Source organism: Wolbachia endosymbiont of Aedes albopictus, assembly GCF_024804185.1.
Lineage (GTDB): Bacteria > Pseudomonadota > Alphaproteobacteria > Rickettsiales > Anaplasmataceae > Wolbachia > Wolbachia pipientis_B.
This window is the reverse complement of record NZ_CP101657.1, coordinates 316,645-337,715: the sequence shown is the minus strand read 5'-3', so window position 1 is coordinate 337,715 and position 21,071 is coordinate 316,645. Positions and strand designations below refer to the sequence as shown.

General features: G+C 35.2%; 18 protein-coding genes. 4 read left to right on the top strand and 14 right to left on the bottom strand.

The genetic code is table 11. The features are described from left to right. Positions 1-135 precede the first annotated feature (135 nt). On the bottom strand, positions 136-1,428 hold the full coding sequence (gene glmU, locus NHG98_RS01665; protein WP_096617068.1) for a bifunctional UDP-N-acetylglucosamine diphosphorylase/glucosamine-1-phosphate N-acetyltransferase GlmU: 1,293 nt from the start codon (positions 1,426-1,428) through the stop codon (positions 136-138). Continuing rightward, complete coding sequence (gene pheS, locus NHG98_RS01660) at positions 1,429-2,472, bottom strand: phenylalanine--tRNA ligase subunit alpha (protein WP_096617070.1); 1,044 nt, start codon at positions 2,470-2,472, stop codon at positions 1,429-1,431. Positions 2,473-2,617: 145 nt separating this feature from the next. Between pheS and NHG98_RS01655 the strand changes: the two genes are divergently transcribed. The 3 genes from NHG98_RS01655 to NHG98_RS01645 all read left to right on the top strand — a co-directional run bounded on the left by NHG98_RS01655 (position 2,618) and on the right by NHG98_RS01645 (position 5,524). After that, positions 2,618-4,024, top strand: coding sequence for a hypothetical protein (locus NHG98_RS01655; RefSeq protein ID WP_096617072.1), 1,407 nt, complete (start codon positions 2,618-2,620; stop codon positions 4,022-4,024). Positions 4,025-4,264: 240 nt separating this feature from the next. Beyond that, the gene (locus tag NHG98_RS01650; protein ID WP_096617074.1) at positions 4,265-4,861 is read left to right on the top strand and encodes a riboflavin synthase; all 597 of its coding nucleotides are present in this window, start codon (positions 4,265-4,267) and stop codon (positions 4,859-4,861) included. A 57-nt stretch (positions 4,862-4,918) separates the two neighbouring features. Continuing rightward, positions 4,919-5,524 (top strand): CvpA family protein, encoded by a 606-nt coding sequence (locus tag NHG98_RS01645; protein WP_096617076.1) that lies wholly within the window; start codon positions 4,919-4,921, stop codon positions 5,522-5,524. A 50-nt stretch (positions 5,525-5,574) separates the two neighbouring features. Here the strand turns inward: NHG98_RS01645 and uvrC are convergent, their stop codons facing one another. From uvrC to NHG98_RS01595, 10 genes are all read right to left on the bottom strand, one after another. Further along, positions 5,575-7,395 carry an excinuclease ABC subunit UvrC gene (uvrC, locus tag NHG98_RS01640; RefSeq protein WP_096617078.1) on the bottom strand — a complete coding sequence of 607 codons (1,821 nt, stop codon included), beginning with the start codon at positions 7,393-7,395 and terminating at the stop codon, positions 5,575-5,577. Between the two features lie 7 nt (positions 7,396-7,402). Continuing rightward, positions 7,403-9,496 (bottom strand): glycine--tRNA ligase subunit beta, encoded by a 2,094-nt coding sequence (gene glyS / locus NHG98_RS01635; protein ID WP_096617080.1) that lies wholly within the window; start codon positions 9,494-9,496, stop codon positions 7,403-7,405. 3 nt (positions 9,497-9,499) lie between these two features. Further along, on the bottom strand, positions 9,500-10,339 hold the full coding sequence (locus NHG98_RS01630) for a glycine--tRNA ligase subunit alpha (protein ID WP_096617082.1): 840 nt from the start codon (positions 10,337-10,339) through the stop codon (positions 9,500-9,502). Positions 10,340-10,383: 44 nt separating this feature from the next. Then, positions 10,384-11,142 carry a phosphatidylglycerophosphatase gene (locus NHG98_RS01625; protein ID WP_096617084.1) on the bottom strand — a complete coding sequence of 253 codons (759 nt, stop codon included), beginning with the start codon at positions 11,140-11,142 and terminating at the stop codon, positions 10,384-10,386. A 146-nt stretch (positions 11,143-11,288) separates the two neighbouring features. Further along, the gene (gene hemB, locus NHG98_RS01620) at positions 11,289-12,284 is read right to left on the bottom strand and encodes a porphobilinogen synthase (protein WP_096617086.1); all 996 of its coding nucleotides are present in this window, start codon (positions 12,282-12,284) and stop codon (positions 11,289-11,291) included. Next, complete coding sequence (gene nuoH, locus NHG98_RS01615) at positions 12,277-13,302, bottom strand: NADH-quinone oxidoreductase subunit NuoH (RefSeq protein ID WP_096617088.1); 1,026 nt, start codon at positions 13,300-13,302, stop codon at positions 12,277-12,279. The genes hemB and nuoH overlap by 8 nt, the downstream gene beginning before the upstream one ends. Further along, positions 13,286-15,334, bottom strand: a complete 2,049-nt coding sequence (gene nuoG / locus NHG98_RS01610) for an NADH-quinone oxidoreductase subunit NuoG (protein ID WP_259245480.1) — start codon at positions 15,332-15,334, stop codon at positions 13,286-13,288. Before nuoG ends, nuoH begins: the two co-directional genes overlap by 17 nt. A gap of 5 nt (positions 15,335-15,339) precedes the next feature. Further along, the gene (locus NHG98_RS01605) at positions 15,340-15,552 is read right to left on the bottom strand and encodes a hypothetical protein (protein WP_017532424.1); all 213 of its coding nucleotides are present in this window, start codon (positions 15,550-15,552) and stop codon (positions 15,340-15,342) included. 238 nt (positions 15,553-15,790) lie between these two features. Beyond that, complete coding sequence (locus NHG98_RS01600; protein WP_259245568.1) at positions 15,791-17,293, bottom strand: leucyl aminopeptidase; 1,503 nt, start codon at positions 17,291-17,293, stop codon at positions 15,791-15,793. A gap of 96 nt (positions 17,294-17,389) precedes the next feature. Then, positions 17,390-18,031 (bottom strand): protocatechuate 3,4-dioxygenase, encoded by a 642-nt coding sequence (locus NHG98_RS01595; protein WP_096617713.1) that lies wholly within the window; start codon positions 18,029-18,031, stop codon positions 17,390-17,392. A gap of 648 nt (positions 18,032-18,679) precedes the next feature. Here NHG98_RS01595 and NHG98_RS01590 point away from each other — a divergent pair. Then, positions 18,680-18,832, top strand: coding sequence for a hypothetical protein (locus tag NHG98_RS01590; RefSeq protein ID WP_259245479.1), 153 nt, complete (start codon positions 18,680-18,682; stop codon positions 18,830-18,832). Between the two features lie 382 nt (positions 18,833-19,214). On the opposite strand, the gene NHG98_RS01585 is transcribed toward NHG98_RS01590, so the two are convergent. Continuing rightward, positions 19,215-19,973, bottom strand: a complete 759-nt coding sequence (locus NHG98_RS01585) for a cell division protein FtsQ/DivIB (RefSeq protein ID WP_096617234.1) — start codon at positions 19,971-19,973, stop codon at positions 19,215-19,217. Further along, entirely contained in the window at positions 19,954-20,976 is a 1,023-nt protein-coding gene (locus tag NHG98_RS01580; RefSeq protein ID WP_096617232.1) for a D-alanine--D-alanine ligase, read from the bottom strand. The genes NHG98_RS01585 and NHG98_RS01580 overlap by 20 nt, the downstream gene beginning before the upstream one ends. Positions 20,977-21,071 lie beyond the last annotated feature (95 nt).

The following is a 21,071-nucleotide window of genomic DNA, read 5'->3' as shown; positions in this document are numbered from 1 at the left end:
CTTGACGTTCCTTTTGAGCTACTTAAATACTTTTAAGTAAACTCGAGAATAGGGTTTGCATTATGATCTAAAAGTAATTCTACAAGCTCTTGCAACAGTTCTGTCATTAGGAAGATCTGCTATAATTACAGCGAATTACTTTATTCTCTTAATCACCTGCTTTTCTCTTGCTATTGCAAGGCTTTTTTCTGGTACATCCTCAACTATAACACTACCTGCCGCAATTACAGAGTCATCATGAACATTAAGCGGTGCAACGAGTGAGCTATTGGCACCAACAAAGCAATTGCTCCCTATATTCGTCTCATGTTTATTTTTCCCATCATAATTACAGACAATAGTGCCTGCTCCTATATTACTCCTCTGCCCTACTTTAGCATTTCCTATATAACTTAAGTGTTTTATTCTAGTGTTTTTACCAACTTCGCTTGTTTTCACTTCCACAAAATTTCCTATTTTTGCCTTATTACCAATTGTTGTGTTTCCGCGTATTCTGGTAAATGGACCGACCTCAACATTACTTTTAATTAAGCAGTTTTCTAAATGCGAAAATGGCAGTATTTTTGCACCAGACTCTATTTTCACTCCAGTACCGAAAAAACCATATGGGTAAATAACTGAATCTCTGGCAATTTGCGTATCAAGAGAAAAGAAAACAGTCTCTGGAGCAACAAGCGTTACTCCAGAGTTGGTAAAAAATTTTCTTTTGTTTTCTTGAAAGTAAAATTCAGCTTTTATAAGGTCATTTCTGTTATTTATTCCCATTGCCTCTTCTCCACCGGTAATAACGTGACCGACATTTAAATTACTCTTCACTGCAATGGAAACTATATCGGTCAAGTAATATTCATGAGCTGAGCTATTGCACTCTATTCTCTCCACCAATTCACGTAAATTCTTTGCACATGCAACCATTATTCCAGCATTTGCAAGAAACTCTTCGTGATTATTTTTATCACTCTTTGCTTCTACGATTTCTCTTAAGGAACCATTCTCAATAATTAACCTACCGTATTCTTTATTACTTGTCCTAAAACCTAGGCAAACTAGAGCCTTGCCTTCTAAGCAACTAACCATTTTAGTTATTGTGCTGCTTTTTATGAGTGGGGTATCTCCATACTGCACAATAATTATGCTCGAATCTGGCAATTCTTTCAGGTTTCTCATCGCAGTTTTGACTGCATCTCCCGTGCCAAGTGTTAATTCTTGTGTAATTAACTGTATATCCTTAAAGCACTTTAGTCTTTCAATTAAAGGCAGATCAACTACAACAGCAATATTTTCAGGATTTAACTGTTTTGCATTGTAAATGACATGCTGGAGCATGGAAAAACCGCCTATTTTGTGTAGGACCTTAGGCAAATCTGAATTCATCCGCCTGCCATGCCCTGCAGCAAGTATAATGAACGTATGAGTTTTACTTATCACTTATCTTAAAGATGAAAAATGAAAACCGTAATGATCAAGCCAGCTGATTTTGTTGTCATAGAAGCTCCTTAAGTCGCCAATTTGATATTTTAGCATTGCAAGCCTTTCTATACCAATACCAAACGCAAAACCGTTGTATTTAGTATGGTCTATTCCAACATTTTGAAAAACATTGGGATGCGTCATACCGCATCCCAGTATTTCTATCCATTTACTACCTTTATAACTTATGTCCACTTCTGCAGAAGGCTCGGTAAAAGGGAAAAAACTATTACGAAAACGTATCTTCAGCCCTTTATCTCCAAAAAACTTATTAAGGAAGTGATGAATAGTAAATTTTAACTGGCCCATATTGACATTCTCATTGACATATAACCCCTCTATTTGATGGAACATAGGGGTGTGAGTTGCATCAAAGTCGTTTCTGTATACTCTACCAGGAGATACGATTTTAATCGGAAAAGTTTTCGCTTTTTCCATAGTTCTGATCTCCACAGATGAGGTATGAGTGCGCAGCACCATTCTTTTGTTGTTTATTTTGTTCTTTAAGTAGAAGGTATCTTGCTCCTCCCGCGCAGGGTGGTGACTTGGAGTATTCAGTGCATCAAATACATGAAACTCATCTTCAATGTCAGGGCCATCAACTGCTTTAAAACCCATATGTGCAAAAATAAGCTTTACTTCATTTATAACCTTACTGAGTGGATGGACCTTGCCCATTTTTTCTGGTCTAACGGGCAACGTGATATCAACCGCCTCATTCTGCAATTTAAAGTTAACTTCTTTGGCTTTTAGTGCATTTTCCTTATTCATTATAAGCTGATCTAGCTTATTACGTAAAACGTTGATAACTTCGCCTAAATTGCGCTTTTTTCCTGCGTCTTCTATCTCTTTTAAGTTGTCAAAATAAGCTTTAATTACACCCTTTTTTCCCAAATATGATAGCCTGACTTTTTCTAAATCTTGTAAAGAAGAAGCATTCTCAATTTCAGAGACCGCTTTATCTTCAAGTGAAGGTATTTCATTCAGTAGCTCTTTATTCATCTTAGAAACGCTGGCTTAAACTTTAATTATAGTAAAATCTTGAATAGCATCAACAATCTAAAAACTGTCCCATTTTAATTATTAATTTATTGACCAATTAGTTTTTTTTATTTACCTTTACGTTGATGAATTTGCTGTATCAACCATGCACAACAGTGACACTGAAACTTATAATAAATACAAAATAGAGGATTTACCTAAGTTCTTTAAGGAAAGATCTAAAAACATAAGTAAAGCATTTTCTAGCAAAATAATTAAGATCAGTACCATTCGCTCGAGAAGTATTGAAAGTAATATACAAGAATTTTCATTTGAGCTAACAGCAACAGGTAAAGACACCTTTAATACAAGACCATTTCAAATAAAATCTTTAATTGATTTTTTTAAAATCTGCCTTTCTCGGGAAAAAAATTTTACAGTCAACATAAAAGTACCAAAAGAAAGCAGTGAATTATATAATAACTACTGTAAAACTAATAGTGATAAAACTGTAGAAGAATTCGTAAATAATGCTCCGCCTCAAATCCTTCTGCAAGGAATAACAATCATACTACAAACAAATGTTAAAGACATTAACTTAGATAATTTGCACCAAATAGGGTCATTTTTAAATGAAAAGCTAAAACATGCAGAAAAAACTGAAAATGAGGAACAGAGTCAAGTTACACTACAAGTAAAAGAAGCAGAACGGAATGTAGGTCAAACTACTTCGCACACAGAGTATTTTAAGGCTAACAGAAAAAAGAAGTCAAAAAAGCAAACCAAAGAACTATCAGAGAAAGAAAAACAATTAGCCATAAAACAAGCACAAAATGATGCTAGAGTAGCTATGTTAGATAACCAGATTGAGCGCAGGGGAAAAAAACTCAATGAAATATTTATTGAAGTGATGAATGGATACAAAAATCAAGATCCAGAAACATTTCGCAATGTTTTTAACTCAATATTCAATATTGTTTATTTTCAAGATAAACAATTACATGAAATATTAGAGTCAGGTGAGATATCAGAAGTATTAGAAATACTAGAAATACCACAATTAGCTGGCAAGTCTTCTTTTCCAAAAGAGTATTTACATAAGCAAGTATATAAAAAGAAAGAGCAATTGCTCAAATTAGTTTCAGGTGTTTATATACAGCAACCTCCTATGCAACATAAAAATACTCCTCATAAATCTACAAACCCTTTACCAATTAAAGATCCTTCACCAGCAACAAATGAAGCTAAAACTCTACCACTTACTAACATTACACTCAAATCACCATTAAAAACTGTATTTTCCTCAAAAAAGGCTTATTTTTGTCTATTTATAATAGTAGCATCTGCATCAACACTTTGCTTATGGCATTTTCGATTAGGAAAAGTGTCAATGTTAAAAGTATTAGTGCCACCAGAAAAAAGAGAAAATATTGGGTTAGCATTGAACATAGGGTTACCAACATTGATTACATTATGTGTTTTGAGTCTAGCTTACTTTATATATTCTGAATATTCTATAGAATCTGTTAAGCAAGTAAGTAAAAACGATCCCCTTTCTCGCGCCTATAGCTAGTGCAGGCTCAGTTTTCCTACGTCATATCGCCGCGGATAGATCCCGCTAACAAGCAGCGGGATGACAGCAGTCCTACGTCATACCGTTACGGTATCTCACATAGATCCCACTAATAAGCGGCGGAATGACGAATTTGTCGTTTTTTAAATCGTCGGTAAACCAGAATTACTTTAGCTATAACAAAATAGAAGTAAGTTGTTGTAAAAAATTTTTCATGGTAAAATTATTTATTTTCACCATATGTTTAAAGGAATTATCACGGATATCGGGACTATAGCTGATACTATCACTCACTCCAACTCTGATCAAATTTTCCATATCAAAACACAAAATTTACCCTCTATAAACAAAGGAAATTCAATAGCTTGCTCTGGTGTGTGTTTAACTGTTGTTGATATAATGAGCGACATATTTACAGTCCAAACGTCTCAAGAAACTATGAAGGTTTCTAACTTAAATACGTGGAAAATAGGCAAAAAAATAAATCTCGAACAAGCAATGAGATTAAGCGATAAGATCGATGGCCACCTAGTTCAGGGTCATGTTGATGGGATAGTAAAAATTTTAACAATCGAACGAAATTTAGATTCTCATGAAATCAAACTATCGTGCCCACAAGAATTAATTAAATTTGTTGCAAAAAAAGGCTCCGTTACACTAAATGGGGTTTCCCTCACAGTGAATTCAGTTATTAATCAGGAATTTATAGTAAATATAATTCCCTATACATGGGAAAATACAACTTTTCAGTACAACAAAATAAATGATTATCTGAATTTAGAAATTGACATGATCGCTAGGTATTTAGATCAATTGATGCAGCATAAATACAATTAATTTTACAACCTTATTATTTACAACTATTATATCTTGAAAACCATATAGATATAAAATATGCTTTTCGATAGCCTAATTATCTTCATTGTTGTTCTATGCGTAATAATCTCGGTAACTAGAGGTTTTATAAAAGAGCTATGCGCACTAATGTTTCTATTTTTATCAATTTTTCTGACAGCTAATCACTATGATTTTTTCACTCCGAATTATAGTAAATATTTTGATTCTAAAGTTATACTAAACATACTTTCTACAATCTCTGTATTTATTATACTTAATCTTATATTCATGATAATAAACAACTGGCTAATGTACATATTATCACCCATAAGGTTGGGGTTTATCGATAGAGTTACTGGAATCTTTCTCGGAGTGCTTAAAGGAATATTGCTCTCTTATGTATTATTTTTTGCTGTGCACTTATATTGCTATACAGTATATGACAAAAAAGAATATGGCAAAAAAGAGGAACATTCTGAAATAAAAGCAGAAGACATATTGCCTAATTGGATAATAAATTCACACTCTTATCGGGCTTTATTTGTGACAGCAGAAGAAGTAATTGACATGTATGTGCCAGAGTTGTTGATACTAAAAATAAAAGAGATCGGTGGAGAAATGGTTGATCAAGAAAAACCCAAAAACAATAAAAAAGAAGAGTAAATATTTATTTATAAACATGTTCATTGGGAGTATTCAAAAAGCCATATGTGTCAGGTTAAGAGCACCCCTCTCTTATAATTCACGTGTTTAAGAATGACTTCTGCTAAACCTTTACTAATTCCATGTACGTTTTGAATTTCAGCCAGAGAAGCTTTGCTTATATTTTTCACTGAACCAAAATAAGACATCAACGCCTTTTTCCTTTTGTTGCCAATGCCGGGTATTTTGCTTAATTGTGAAACTATAAACTGTTTATCGCGTTTTTTTCTATGTGAAGTTATCACAAAGCGGTGAGCTTCATTACGCAGCAATTGTAAGTAAAGCATGACTTTGCTGTCATTTGCCAGACTGAATTCTTCCCTGCCCAGCATATAAAATGTTTCATTTCCTGCGTTACGATCAGGACCTTTTGCCATACAAGTAAAAGGAACGTTTATATTCAATACTTCCAGTACATTCTGTACTATGGAAACATGCCCAGGCCCACCATCAATCAATAGAAAATCAGGAATTATGTCCTTTATCTTGCCGGAGAAACGTCTGGTCAGCACTTCTTTCATCATTTTATAGTCATCGCCTGAAATTTCTTCTTTTATAGTAAATTTCCTGTACTCACTTTTTAAAAAACCCTCCTGCCCTGCAACAACCATTACACCAATTTGCTGGCTTCCAGAAATATGGCTATTATCATAAACCTCGATACGCTTTGGAATACTTGGTAACAAGAAAACTTTGCTAAGCTCCTCAAGCTTTTCTAGGTTATTTCTATAATCGATAAGCTTCTGCTCTAAGCTATGCTGAGAGTTATCATAAACAAATTTCAATAAATCACGCTCTTTTTTATTCTTTGCATGCAGAACTTTTACTGGCTTTTGAGCAACCTTATATAGTGCTTGTTCTATAATTTCCTTATCCACAATAGAATCTGGAACGTAAATTTGTATTGGAGGTATGTTAGCTGAATTATAAAAGTTGACCAAAAAGGTGGATAAAATTTCATCATTTGAGTGATCACCACAGTTCTCGGCAAAGTAAGGAGTGCTGCCATAGTTGTCTTTATTTCTGAACGATAACACACTAATACATGCTAGATCCTCTTCACGTACAATACTGAAGAAATCTGCATCTTTTTCAAAAGAAAAATCCGTGTGCTGTATTTGAACTTGCTCAAGAAACTTTACCCGATCTCTATATATAGCAGCAAGCTCATAGTTTTCTTCACTGCTGCACTTTCTCATTGTGAAAAGTAACTGTTCTTTCACTTTCTTACTTTTTCCAAGCAATGTATTTCGTGCATGTTTTACTGATTGGCAGTAGTTGTCTTTTGTGATTTTATTTATGCATGGTGCTGAGCAGCGCTTAATTTGATATTCAATACATGGTCTTTTTGTTGAGGAAAAGTATTGATCTGAACATACTCTTAGGAGAAAAGCTTTTTGCAATGACAATATAGTTTGCTTAACAGCAGCAGCAGATGTAAAGGGACCATAATAATGAAACTCATTCTTCTTAAATTTGCCTCTATATTTTGCTATTCTTGGATAATCGTGCTTGGAAATCGTTATATAAGGATAAGATCTTCCATCCTTGAGCACAATATTATAAAGTGGTTTCAATGATTTTATTAACTGTGCTTCAAGAAGCAGTGCTTCGATTTCATTCTCAGTGATGAATATTTCAACCTTAACAACCTGTGAGAGCATAACTCTAATTCGTTCAGAAAGGTTTTCGAATTGAAGGTAGTCAGATAATCTCGATTTCAAGTTTTTTGCTTTACCAATGTATAAAACTTTATTCTTATCTCCAATCATCTTATACACACCACAAGACTGCGGAGATAATTTTATCTGTTCTTTATATTGCTTGAACATTTATCCATTACTTGACTTGTATGAGGTTAAAATCTGCTACTAAATGAAATGTGGAAACAATACTCGCAAGCAAAGATAATCTGTTTCTTCTTAGCTCATTAGAATCACAGTTAATCTTTACATTGTCCATAAATTGATTGATAAATGGAGCAAAACCAGCAAGCTCATCAAGTGCCGCATTAAAGTGGTTATTTTTTATTACTTGTTTAATGTTTTTACAAGCAGCTATAGCACAATTTGATAGCACAATTTCTTCATTTTCGATCAAAAACCCCTTACCGTAAGATGCACTATAAGTAGTGCCATCACTTCTCCTTACTTTGCTCATCATGTTACTGACTCTTTTGTAAGTGCTTAGAATCTGTTCACCTTCTGGCGTACTAAGATAACGATCCAATATAACAGTTTGCTTTTCTGCTGTCAGCAGATCATTAATATCGATTTTATGTAGTATTGAATCTATAATATCTTGCCTTATATCTCTATTTTTTAAAATAACCTTGAATCTTTCTAAGCAGAATCTAAATACTAGTTCTGAAATTTGTTTTCTATTTGGCTTATCAACTGACGTTGTATTTTTATTAAATAGAAGCCTTGAATATAAAGATACTGACTTGTCTATCATTAGTCTAATTGGAATATGCAAATTATTTTCAAGTATTGTCCTCATTATACCAATTGTCATTCTCCGCAAACCAAACTGATCATACGAACCAGAGATTTTCTCACCTGCTGCAATTAAACCAACTAAGCTATCCACTTTGTCTGCAATAGCCACAGTAATTGCAGTGGGGGATTTAGGGCATTCTTGCTCCAATCTGATTGGCTTATAGTGTTCAGTTATGGTTTCCACTATTTCTCTATCTTCTTGAAAATAAGAAGCATAATATCCACCCATTACTCCTTGTAATTCTGGAAACTCTCTTACTATCGATGTTGCCAAATCAGCTTTTGCCAAATATGCAGCACGTTCAACTTTTATCAGCGAAGCATGTGGAATAAATATAGCTATATACTTTGACAGAGCCGTAATACGCTTCACCTTTTCCCCCACGCTGCCCAGATAAGCATGGAATAATATCGAGTCTAATTTTTTGACATAATGATCTAGATTTTCCTTTTTATCTTGAGATATTAAAAATTGTGCATCAGCAAGACGTGCTTCTAATATTCTTTCGTGCCCTTTAACAACTTTATCATTGTTGACATTAACAACAGTAACAAAATACGAAATTCTTTGTCCATTGCTCAAAGCAAGGTATTTTTGCTGCGTATTAATTATACTAAGAATTACTTCCTTCGGTAATCCAAATGACTTTTCTTGATTCACTTCACCAAACAGTACGATTGGCCACTCTATAAGCCCTGTCAATTCATTTAGTAAATAATCATTTTTCTCAAGTTGTAAATTCTGCTCTTTTGTAAATTTATTAATCTGATCTAGTATAAATTGCTTTCTTTTGTCCAGCTGGAGAATTACGCTGTTTTTTTCTAGCAATTCAAAATAGTCTTTAGGTGCTTTAATAGTTAACGCCGCATCACTTGAGAGAAATCGATGGCCATATGTTGTGTTAGATGCTGTGATCCCTGCAAAAGACACAGGTATTATTTCGTCATTTAAAATGCATAAAATGTTTTTAATTGGCCTAACCCACCTTTCTTTTCCTTCGCCCCATCTCATGCTCTTCAACCAAGAAAAGTTTTTGAGCATTTCCTCCAGTTGATTTTTGAGGAATTCTCTGATGTTAAATGAGCAGCTTTCTCTTTTAATGAAGTAAAAATCCTCATTATTTACTTTTCGAACGAGCAAATCTTCTTCATTTTTCTGATATTTTCTTAAAAAACCTTCGATAGCAATTTTTGGTGCGTTAATGTTTGGTCCCTTAACTTCGTTATTGGAATCCTTTAGCTCCAAAGCATTTATATTGTCAACAAATAGGGTAATGCGACGTGCCGTTACAAAAACCTCCATTGATGTAAATTTTACATTATTTTTGTTAAAAACATTGGCAATACAGCTCTTAACTTGAGTTGCAGCTACATTCTGCATTCTCGGTGGTATTTCTTCTGAAAGGCACTCAAATAACAACTGCAACGACATACGCTATTTACTCATGTACAATTCGCAACATTTTTTTGTCAGCTCTCTAACTCTACCAATATGCGCTGTACGTTCATTGACACCAAGCACACCTCTTGCATCAAGCAGATTAAGTAGGTGACTAGTTTTAATACATTGATCATAAGCTGCCATTGGTAGCTCCTTTTCAATAAGGAACTTACATAATTTTTCCGTATCTTCAAATTGCTGCTGTACCACTTTAGTATCATAATAATCTAACGCTAGATAAGAAAATTCATATTCTCTTTGTTTAAAAATATCTCCGTAAGTTACACCGTTATCGTTCCAAGTTATATCGTAAACATTATCTACATCTTGTATGCACATTGCTAAACGTTCCAACCCATATGCCACCTCACCAGGAATCATCTTGCAGTCAATCCCTCCAACTTGCTGTATATAAGTAAGCTGTGTTACTTCCATTCCATTGCATGTAACTTCCCATCCAAGTCCTGATGCACCAACACTTGGGTTTTCCCAATCATCTTCAACAAACTTAATATCATATTTTTCTGTAGATATGCCAAGAGCTTTTAAGCTATCTAAATAGACGTCTTGTAAATTATTACCAGATGGCTTTATTATAACTTGATATTGGTGATGTTGATACAAGCGATTAGGATTATCACTATAGCGTCCATCTGCTGGCCTAATTACTGGTTGTAGATATGCAATTTTTGTCGGTTTTGTATCAATTGCAGACATAATTGTTCCAGGATGTAATGTACCAGCACCAACTTCAGATGTGTATGGGTGAAGTATAACGCACCCTTCACCAGCCCAAAAACCTTGCAACTCTTTTATTATACTTTGTAAATTCACACAAATTGCACACTTTTTATACTAAATATATAAATAAATAAGTACTATTCAATATTTATTTTTTTTGCAGCACTATGTAAATAATCACCTAAAACTGCTGAACTTTCCCTGACATACTGAATTATGCTTTTATTTAGGACAATTGCATCATGCATAGTTAAATCGCAGAATATAAATGCTGTTAAATACAGTAAAATCACCGCATAAAATGTGTGAAAAATCCCCTCAAATGTAATTGACATTGCATTATTATAGCTGAGTTGTATTGAACTTATTGGCCATGGTTTTATCACTTCTACGACATTAAAAAATACGTAAGGTATCATAAGAAAAAAGAAAAAGTGCATAAAATCATTAAACCAAAATGGGCATTGAAACATCTGCTTACATATACTCCCATAAAGTTTGCTTACAGTATAATAAATTGACATTATTGCTGGCATTGAAAGTGCTACAGTCAATACTTGCCCTGACGCTATTTGTATTACTATGTCTTCACCACTATTTGCTGAAGGGTCCTGAGCATGAAAAATAAATATTCCAATTAACTGCATTACTAACATAACTATTGCCAATTTTGTAAAAACAGCAGCTACAACTATTCCTGAATTTGGCATTTTATATAGTAAATATTCGCCTCCATATGTAAAAATCAATATAACATCGACAATAAATAATATTAAAAAAGAAGACCAATAGCTCTGCCAACCTGGTAAATACCCTATTCCCAAAAAAGAGCTTACTGTTTTGGCAGGAAAAACCTTACCTAGCATCTTTCCTAAAAATTCAAAAAAAATCCCCATGCCCTAAGTAACACTTGGTTTATATTATTTATAATACTGTATTGTAACGGACTTATCAATAACTTAAAACATGTATTGGAAAATTTTAGGTAATATGCAGCAACAGTAGAAGAACATGCGCCAAAAATTTAGTAATTTTATAGGGCTTATGCACTTAAATTTTTTGCAATATCAAGTGCAGCGTAAGTGAATATTGCACTTGCACCCGCACGTTTGAAACCAATCAAAGATTCATAAATCACCTTGTCATAATCTAGCCAGCCATTATTTGCAGCAGCTTTTATCATTGCATACTCACCGCTTACTTGGTAAGCAAAAATCGGAAAATTAAACTTATCACTTGCTGTTTTGATAATATCCAAATATGGCATACCTGGTTTAATCATAATAAAATCTGCACCTTCATTTATATCCATTTCAATTTCGCACATTGCTTCGTGCGCATTTTTATAATCCATTTGATAACCACTTTTGTCTATAGAATGTGATAGCCCACATGAACCAACGACTTGCCTGAATGGAGCATAGAAGCTAGAGCAATATTTCACCGCATAAGATAATATTAATACGTCTTGAAAGTTATTATCATCTAATGATTTTCTGATTCTTCCTATTCTACCATCCATCATATCAGAAGGAGCAACTATATCACATCCTGCCTTCGCTAAAGCAAGTGCTTGCTTACACAGTACTGATATAGTTTCATCGTTTTCTACATCCATCTGATTATCTTTTAAAATGCCGTCATGGCCATGAATAGTGTATGGATCCAGTGCAACGTCTGCAATAATACCAATTTCAGGTACCTTCGATTTTACAGCACAAATTGCTCTGCAGATTAAATTGTTAGGGTTATATGATTCCTCAGCATTTTTAGATTTTAATTTGTTATCAACTACAGGAAAAATTGCAACAGCATTAATTCCTAAATCTTTAGCTTCCTTAACTATAGACACTAATCCATCTATTGAATAACACTTTACGCCTGGTAAGCCAGAAATTGGTTCAGTTGTTTCTTCTTTGTTGTGAACAAACAGAGGAAGAACCAGATCATTTACTGATAAACTATTTTCACTTGTTAAATTGCGAACCCATTTGCTCGAGCGCCTGCGTCTTAATCTTGTATTTGGAAAATTAAACATTGGATCCAGGTAAATTCCCAGTAAAGAGCAACACTCCTGAAATGAGTACCACCCAAAGCACCGATATTGGCAGAAACACTTTCCAACCAAGGCGCATTAGTTGATCATATCGATAACGAGGTATTGTTGCTCTAATCCAAATAAATACGAATAAAAGTATAACTATCTTCAAAACGAACCAAATCAAACCTGGAATTTTGTAAAGTAAACTGAACTCCAGCAGCGGATACCATCCTCCTAGAAAGAATATCGTCATCATAGCACTTGCTAGAATCATATTTGCATATTCTCCAAGAAAAAAGAGGGCAAAAGGCATGGATGAATATTCAACGTTATATCCAGAGACAAGCTCTGCTTCAGCTTCTGGTAAATCAAATGGGTGACGATTAGTTTCTGCAAGCAAAGAAATAAAAAATATTATTCCTATAGGCATTAGTAGCAAATCAACCCAAAATGGCATATTGTGTTTCCCTACCACCATCTCTCCAAGGTTCAACGTACCAGTTGTAACAACAACTGTAGCAACTATTAAGCCTATTGAAACTTCATATGAAATCATCTGAGCAGCCGACCTTATAGCGCCAAGAAATGCATAATTAGAATTGCTTGACCAGCCTGCAATAATTACGCCGTATACTCCCAGCGACGATATAGCTAGCACATAAAGCACTCCAACATTAATATTTGCTATAACCTTAGGAATCACTACTTGCTGACCATTTTCTACAATTACTTCAGCACCAAACGGTATAACTGCCCAGGCAATTAATGCTAAGATAAAGGTAAGCATTGGAGCCATAATGAACAGTATGGTGCTCGCTCTAAATGGTATTATCGGCTCTTTAATCAGTAGCTTAATAGCATCTGCAAATGGTTGCAATAGTCCAAAAGGGCCAACTACACTTGGGCCGTGCCTCAGTTGAATTGCACCAATAACCTTACGCTCAAAGTATACCAAGTACGCAACTGAAAGTAGTAGCGGTACTAAAATAAATAAAATATTAACTAGCGTGTTCATAAAAAGCTTTAGTACAATCTGCCATTATTTTTGAAGCGCGACTTATTGAATCCGTCATATAAAAATTACACTCCTTTAAAGTGAAAGGTGTATTACTTAAGCTTATCCCATCATTGCTAATTGGCAGCCATGTGTTTTTTACCACTTGATCGGCATTTCTAAACTGTGGACCGATGGTATCTAATTTTTTTCTCACATCAAATAAACTATCATACGGTAAAGAAAGGTCTAAATATTGTGAAAGATTTTTAATAATCAACCAATCCTCCTTTGCTTCACCTGGAGGAAATACAGCTAAATTTGTTCTTTGCACTCGACCTTCAGTATTTACATAAGTTGCATGTTTTTCTGTATATGCAGCACCAGGCAAGATAACATCTGCCACATGTGCACCCTTATCACCGTGATGACCTTGATAAATTACAAATGTATTTTCTAATTTTGATGTATCAATTTCATCTGCACCAAGAAGATAAACCACTTCTATTTCACCACTTTCTGCATGTTCCAATATTTGATTAATATCCCTTTCGCCTTTTTTAGGAACAAACCCAATATCTAGCCCACCAACTCTTGCTGCAGCTTTATGCAGCACATTAAAGCCATTCCAGTCATCTCTGACCATGTTAAATTTTTCTGCAATTTTGCCAGCTAGAATTAGAATTGATTCAGAATCATCTCTTATTAATGCATCTTGACCAATGATCAGCATAGGGTTTTGGGCGGCTACCAGCAGCTCACAGAACTTATGATTTCCATTTACTATTTTACTCAAAACATCAGGATTATCGCCCAATTTCTCAACATGATACAAATATTCAATGTTAGGACCAACACTTGCAATAGGAAAGTTGCCCTGTAAATATCTCTTTCTCAATCTTACATTAATGATCGGTGCTTCTATCCTTGGATTTGTATTTATAAGCAGACACAAATCTGCATTCTCTATACCCTGGGTAGTGGTATTGAACACATAAGATCCACGATTACTTGGTATAAGCTTTGCACCATCTTGCCTGCAGTCTATATTCCCCGAGCCGAGCTTCTGCATCACTTCTTTGAGTAGAAGCATAGACTCACAATCTGCTAAATCACCTGCAATTGCAGCTATTTTATTTGATTTTGTATTCTTTAATTTCTTTGCAGCAATAGTTAATGCTTCATTCCAATCAACTGGGGCTAATTTACCATCTTTTTTTACATAAGGTTGATCAAGACGCTGAACTTTTAGTCCATCATAGGCAAAGCGGGTTTTATCTGATATCCATTCTTCATTTACCTCTTCGCTCAGTCTTGGTAATATTCGCATAACTTCCAGGCCACGATAATCAACTCTAATGCTACTTCCCACAGCATCTAGCACATCTATAGTCTCACAATGTGATAGCTCCCATGGACGGGCTGTAAAGGAATAAGGCTTTGAAGTTAAAGCCCCTACCGGGCAGAGATCTATGATATTTCCAGATAATTCAGAACTAATATGCCTTTTTATGTAAGTGCTAATCTCTACATTTTCTCCCCTTCCGATTCCTCCAAGTTCATTTGTACCTGCAACATCAGACAAAAATCTAACACACCGAGTGCAATGAATGCATCGATTCATTGCAGTCTCAATCAGTGGTCCGAAGTGTTTTTTTGGCACAGCTCTCTTATGCTCATCAAGTCTGCTGGTTCCTTTCCCATAAGCCATCGTGATATCTTGCAAATCGCATTCACCACCTTGATCGCAAATTGGGCAATCAAGCGGGTGGTTAATTAGCAAAAACTCAAGCACACCTTCACGTGCTTTTTTAACCTTAGGGGTATCAGTGTGAATAACCATCCCTTCTGCAACTTGCATTGCACAAGAGGCTACTGGTTTTGGAGTCCCACCCTCAACTTCAACCAAACACATTCTGCAGTTACCAGCAATTGCTAAACGCTCATGATAACAAAAACGTGGAATTTCAACGCCCACAACTTCACAAGCTTGAATTATAGTGAGCCCATGCTCTACTTCACATTCCTTAGAATTAATAGTAACTTTAACCACAACTATTATACAGCTTCCCACTTTATAGGATTGCCGCTTATCTCATCTTCAACCAGATTGCCGTTGTCATATTGAGCAGACATATAATTCATGCGCGAGTCACGATCTATATATCTAACAGGTTTTACCGGTTTATCTTTATACATTTTTTGCTCGGCCTTCTTACGCTGAGTAGGGTTATTTTTACTAGCTGTTTTTGCTTTCCCACCTGCTGCCATATAAACTCCTAAAAACTTCTCATTCTATTTTAACACTTAAGTATATAGCGTCAATATTTAATAACTTTAAAATTTCAATAGATCTCTTATTATAATCATTGTTTAAATAAAAAGTTACTCCTTGATATCATTCCAGTGCTTGACCAGAAAAAAAGAAATATGTATCAGCTACTTTCATTTGCTGCGCCTCGAAAATAAACGTTCATGTAGCCAAGCCATAAATCTAGTATAAAGACCTTTAATCATTGGCTTCGTAGTACTTCTCAACCAACTTATTAAGTAACCTTACACCAAAACCTACTGCTCCTCTTGGACAAATGTCAGTACCTTTTTCGTGCCAAGCAGTGCCTGCTATATCTAAATGTGCCCAGCAAGTTTCATTCACAAAACGCTGTAAAAACTGTGCAGCCATTATGCTATCTCCACCAGAACCTGCAGGAGCGATGTTTTGAACATCAGCAATCGGTGAATCAATGATTTTGTCATAAGTTTCATTCATAGGAAAACGCCATAACTTCTCATTTACTTCATTTCCGGCATCAATCAGACGATCTGCTAATTCATTATTGTTGGAAAAAAGACCAGCATATTCGTTATTTCCAAGTGCAACCACTATAGCACCAGTTAAAGTTGCAAGATCAATCATAAATTTTGGTGAGAATCTGTCTTGCGTATACCATAAAGCATCTGCAAGTATGAGCCTTCCTTCTGCATCGGTGTTCAACACTTCTATCGTCTGTCCAGACATTGAAGTTACTACATCACTCGGCCTTTGAGCATTACCACCCACTGCATTCTCTGCAAGTGCGACCACGCCAATTGCATTTACTTTTGCTTTTCGTCCTGCTAAAGCATGCATCACCCCAACTACAGCAGCAGAGCCTGCCATGTCATATTTCATCGACTCCATACCACGTGAAGGTTTGAGTGATACTCCACCAGTGTCAAACGTTATACCTTTACCAACAAAAGCTATTGGCTTTTGTTCTTTAGAAGCCCCATTCCATTTTATCACTACTAATTTTGGTTCTTTACTACTTCCTTGTGCGACTCCAAGCAAGGCTCCCATTTTTTTCTCTTCCATCTGCTTTTTATCAAGCACTTCGATTTCAAGGCTAAGCTTAGTAAGTTCTTTTTTTATATGATCAGCATAGGATTCTGGATATAGAATGTTAGGAGGCTCTGTTATAAAAGAGCGCGCAAGGAATATACTCTCACCTTCTTGCCTTAAGTGCTCAAATGATCTTTCAGCATTACTTAATTGCTCATCTTTTACTAATACGGTAATTTCCTCTACCTCTGTAATTTTCTCATCCTTTTTAGTTTTATACTTATCAAACTTAAAACTACGCAGAAACGCACCATATGCAACATTTGCTGCACTACCTTCGATTAAAATCGCTGCTTTCTTAATTTTTAATCTGCTTAGCTCACAATATATTTTACCACCAATATTTAATTCTTTATTTTCATTCCATTCATCCTTCTTACCAAGTCCAACAACTACAACGTTTTTTCCTTCTGGTAAAATGGTAGAAGAAAATTCACCAAAGCTTCCATTAAAATCGCTAAATTGCTTTATATTATCTATGATCTGTTTTCTTTGCAAAACTCCGCCATCATTTACGGTTTCGTTGTCCTCAAATAAACCCATTACTATTGTTTTAAAGTCGGGCGAAATTTTAGAAATTGTTATTTTCATTGCTGGCATCTCCGTTGCAAATAATTGTAAACTGTACATAAAACATAGCAAAAACATCAGTAAGATATTTTTCATATACATCCTAAGTACAATAACACTTAAGTTTACTATGGACTCCCTTACATGCAAGGGTTTTCATCTTTTATTAGAGAACTTATTATATCCGCCCAAGGTAATGTTAAACGTATAGGTTTTTATGACCTGATCACTGTAAGTAAATGGTGTTATGAGAAGGCTTGCAAGCCCGTTACTAACAAAATCTTCAAGAACAGGATCAGCACAATTATCGCAATTATGGTCAGCAAAAAACATTTGCGTTGTGAATTCTGAAAAATCTGGATGTTGAACTAGAAAGTTAATATGTGGAGCTCTATCACCAATTTTACCAGGTGCTATCGTAATAAAATTATAATAGCCAAGATTATTCACTACAAACCTTCCTGATCCAGCAAAATTCGGATCATCCTCTATATTCTTATCGTAATGGTTCACGCCGCGTGAATTCGCGTGCCATATAGAAACTACAGCATTTTGTATTGGTAAAAAGTTTATATCAGCAATTCTACCCACTATGTGTATTAATTCTCCTGTTGCACTATTTGGAGAACCAGGTTTCCTTCTTAAATTGTTTGAAGAGCTAAAATTTTTTGGTCTTGCATCAAGGTCATATATTTCTGGAGTTTCAATGCAGTTGAGCAAAACAGGATCAGCTGCAAATAGCGGCAAACTGAATACCATTTGTACTAAAAACGCTAATAAGATATTTTTCACATTCATTTCATTTATAATAGACTTCTTGCATAACCATATAACAAACTTTTATTGGGAATAGAAACAAAAAACTTGCTTGACAAGTTTCGCCAGCCCCCTTATCATGATATTGAAGGTATTCAGTTATCCTCATCTGTGCAGATTAAACAGCAAGAAAACAACGTAGTTGGCGTCTTATTTTTAATTTTTTGCACTATGTGCACCTTATGTCTTCACAACATTTCTGGGTTTTTACCTACATAAGCTGAAACGCGCTTATAAGTCGTTTAAGACAGTATAGTACGCCAATTTGCAGGATTAGAGAGTGACAACTAGCTAACGCGGGGTTTCTTTTGCCTTTTTTTCTGCTTAGTAAATTTCTTAAATATTTAAACTAAGGTGAGTTGCGTTTAAAAGCAGCTAAATTGCAGTGTTTAAGATTTAAAAAACGCCAAATACTGAAAATAGACAATGACCAGGGCTTCTTTTGCCTTTTTTTTCGTTTGGTAAATTTCTTAATGTTTGTGGCTAAACGACAACCGTCATCCCGCTACTTGTTAGCGGCTAAGAGATACTGTGAATAAATCACGGTATGACGGTCTGCGGCGGAATGACGGTTAAGCAATTCGTCATCCCGCTGCTTGTTAGCGGGATCTATGTTAAGAGATACCGCGAATGAATCGCGGTATGACGGTTCGTGACGGTATAAGGGTTTGCGGCGGAATGACGGTTAAGCAATTCATCATCCCGCAGCGGGATCTCTTGTTAGCGCCGCGGCGGTATAATGGTTCGCGGCGGAACGACGGTTCGTGGCGGCATGACGGTTAAGCAATTCGTCATCCCGCAGCGGGATCTATGTTAAGAGATACCGCGAATGAATCGCGGTATGACGTAGGGCTACAGGTGTCATGCCAGTGCTCCTTTTTTTGTCATCCCAGTGCGTGACACTGGGATCTAATTTTTTATGCAAAATTACTATATTTGCAAATAGATACAATTTGAAATAATTTATACTATGAAGTTACGAAATGAGATCCCAGTGTCAGCTATTCGGATGACAAAGTGTGCTTCTGTCATCCTATGATAGCTCTAAAAAACCTGGATCCCAGTGTCTGGGCACTGGGATGACAAAAAAAAAGGAGGCTACTTAGATGACAAGAAAGGGGCTACTGGGATGACAGGAGAAGGAGGCTACTTGGATGACAGCAGATCACCTCTTCACAAAAATTTTATCAGCAATACGCATATCAATAATACTCCAATCGCTGAAAGTAAAATCAGTTGTATTGTGTAAGTGGTTTAAATAGTCCCATGCACTAGAAGGGTTATCTTCAGGCAGTTTCACTGTGGAATCGTTATCAAGTATGATATTCCATCTTCTATTCCCTATATAAGCAAAAGAAGAAATGTGGTCACTTAATTGAGTTTTACTCTCTAACACATCTCTAACAAATTCTAGGTTTGATAACGAGTTTTGTCCTGTAATTACAACAAGATCATCTACTGGATAGTCATCTACGATCACTTTGCCTTCGAAATCAATTACCGAGGTTTTGTTATTATCTTTCCAGAGAGCAAACGGTTTATGCTCATCTATATTAATATGTAGGGTATTGGGCAAAATTCTGTGAACTCTTACGTATTTTATCCATCTGCTTACGGATTGTATGTTACCGGCAAGTTTTGAAAGTGATATATACATGATAGGTTGCGTTCTATCTGTCAAACTTAGAATATCCTTTTTGTTTGTAAATTTATTGCCGCTCACGACTACTTCGTCGATTGAAAATCCACTACTGAGTAATAAACTAGATAGGCAGTCATTACAACAAGTAAAGTAGTAATTAAATCGATTTATTATTTTATCAAGTGAGCTGTAGAGTATTAGCGTAAGAAAAAGTGCTGTGATAATAACCAAGGCACACTTACGCAAAAAACTCCTTTGGCTTCTAGTAATACTGCTCAACATGACTTAAATCCCTAATATTTTTGTGCTGCAAACTATCTTCAATAATAATTTTAACTAATTCATTAAAATTGATTCCTTTTGCCAATTTTGCAATTTCTGGCACTAACGATAACTCAGTAAAGCCAGGATGTGTATTAATCTCAAGCATTTTTAAAGTGTTATTTTTGGGATTATAACGGAAATCTGAGCGGGAAATAGTTTTACAGCCTAAAAATTGATGAATTTTCAGTGCGTGTTCCAAGGTCATTTTATATATATTGTCAGAAATTTCAGCAGGAAATATATGTTCTGCAAATCCATCTGTATACTTTGCTTCATAATCATAGAATTTATTTTTTGGTCGTATTTCCATAGTGCCAATTGCTTCATCTAGCAATACAGCAGTATGTAACTCTATTCCTGGGACATATTCTTCTATGATCATCAAGTCTCTTGAATAGTCTTTTGTCATCCCAGTATTTGACACTGGGATCCATTTTTCTTTTTCCTGGTCACGCGCTGGAATAACACCAAATATGTTTTTTAATTTTAAGTAATCCTTGTTTGAGAAAATTATGTGTACTCCGATACTTGAGCCTTCATTGATTGGTTTTAAGACATACGGATAATCAATTTTAATGTTATTTTTTAGTACATCTTCTCGATTAATTATGTAACCTTTTGGGGTATCAATGTTCAGGAACCGAAATATATGTTTGGATATTGCTTTATTCATGGCAACAGCAGAGGCCATGACTCCTGAGTGTGTATATTTTATACCTAAGATTTCCAATAAACCTTGAATACAGCCATCTTCACCATAAGGTCCATGCAGAGCTATAAAAGCAAGGCCCGGATTAATTTTTTTAAGCTTTTCAGCAATATTGCTGTCAACATCTATTTCTATTGCATTATATGAAAGGCTATCGAGCGCCTTCTTCACTGCTTTTCCGCTCATAAGCGACACTTCTCTCTCACAAGAAAACCCACCACTTAAAATTGCTATAGTTGGAATCATAAGCATTCTATGTTTTACTATATAGCATATATAAAAGATGCTCTTATCTTCAATAGAAAAAACGCTTTGAAAAATTCTATAGCTCTATCCTATGCATAACT

What these genes read in the sequence shown, in the direction of transcription:
- NHG98_RS01655 (WP_096617072.1), top strand. Translation starts at nt 2,618, where the DNA reads ATGCACAACAGTGACACTGAAACTTATAATAAATACAAAATAGAGGAT.
- NHG98_RS01650 (WP_096617074.1), top strand. Translation starts at nt 4,265, where the DNA reads ATGTTTAAAGGAATTATCACGGATATCGGGACTATAGCTGATACTATC.
- NHG98_RS01580 (WP_096617232.1), bottom strand. Translation starts at nt 20,976, where the DNA reads ATGCTTATGATTCCAACTATAGCAATTTTAAGTGGTGGGTTTTCTTGT.
- pheS (WP_096617070.1), bottom strand. Translation starts at nt 2,472, where the DNA reads ATGAATAAAGAGCTACTGAATGAAATACCTTCACTTGAAGATAAAGCG.
- NHG98_RS01590 (WP_259245479.1), top strand. Translation starts at nt 18,680, where the DNA reads ATGAATCGCGGTATGACGGTTCGTGACGGTATAAGGGTTTGCGGCGGA.
- NHG98_RS01595 (WP_096617713.1), bottom strand. Translation starts at nt 18,031, where the DNA reads ATGAATGTGAAAAATATCTTATTAGCGTTTTTAGTACAAATGGTATTC.
- uvrC (WP_096617078.1), bottom strand. Translation starts at nt 7,395, where the DNA reads ATGTTCAAGCAATATAAAGAACAGATAAAATTATCTCCGCAGTCTTGT.
- NHG98_RS01625 (WP_096617084.1), bottom strand. Translation starts at nt 11,142, where the DNA reads ATGGGGATTTTTTTTGAATTTTTAGGAAAGATGCTAGGTAAGGTTTTT.
- NHG98_RS01600 (WP_259245568.1), bottom strand. Translation starts at nt 17,293, where the DNA reads ATGTACAGTTTACAATTATTTGCAACGGAGATGCCAGCAATGAAAATA.
- NHG98_RS01605 (WP_017532424.1), bottom strand. Translation starts at nt 15,552, where the DNA reads ATGGCAGCAGGTGGGAAAGCAAAAACAGCTAGTAAAAATAACCCTACT.
- nuoH (WP_096617088.1), bottom strand. Translation starts at nt 13,302, where the DNA reads ATGAACACGCTAGTTAATATTTTATTTATTTTAGTACCGCTACTACTT.
- NHG98_RS01585 (WP_096617234.1), bottom strand. Translation starts at nt 19,973, where the DNA reads ATGTTGAGCAGTATTACTAGAAGCCAAAGGAGTTTTTTGCGTAAGTGT.
- hemB (WP_096617086.1), bottom strand. Translation starts at nt 12,284, where the DNA reads ATGTTTAATTTTCCAAATACAAGATTAAGACGCAGGCGCTCGAGCAAA.
- glyS (WP_096617080.1), bottom strand. Translation starts at nt 9,496, where the DNA reads ATGTCGTTGCAGTTGTTATTTGAGTGCCTTTCAGAAGAAATACCACCG.
- NHG98_RS01645 (WP_096617076.1), top strand. Translation starts at nt 4,919, where the DNA reads ATGCTTTTCGATAGCCTAATTATCTTCATTGTTGTTCTATGCGTAATA.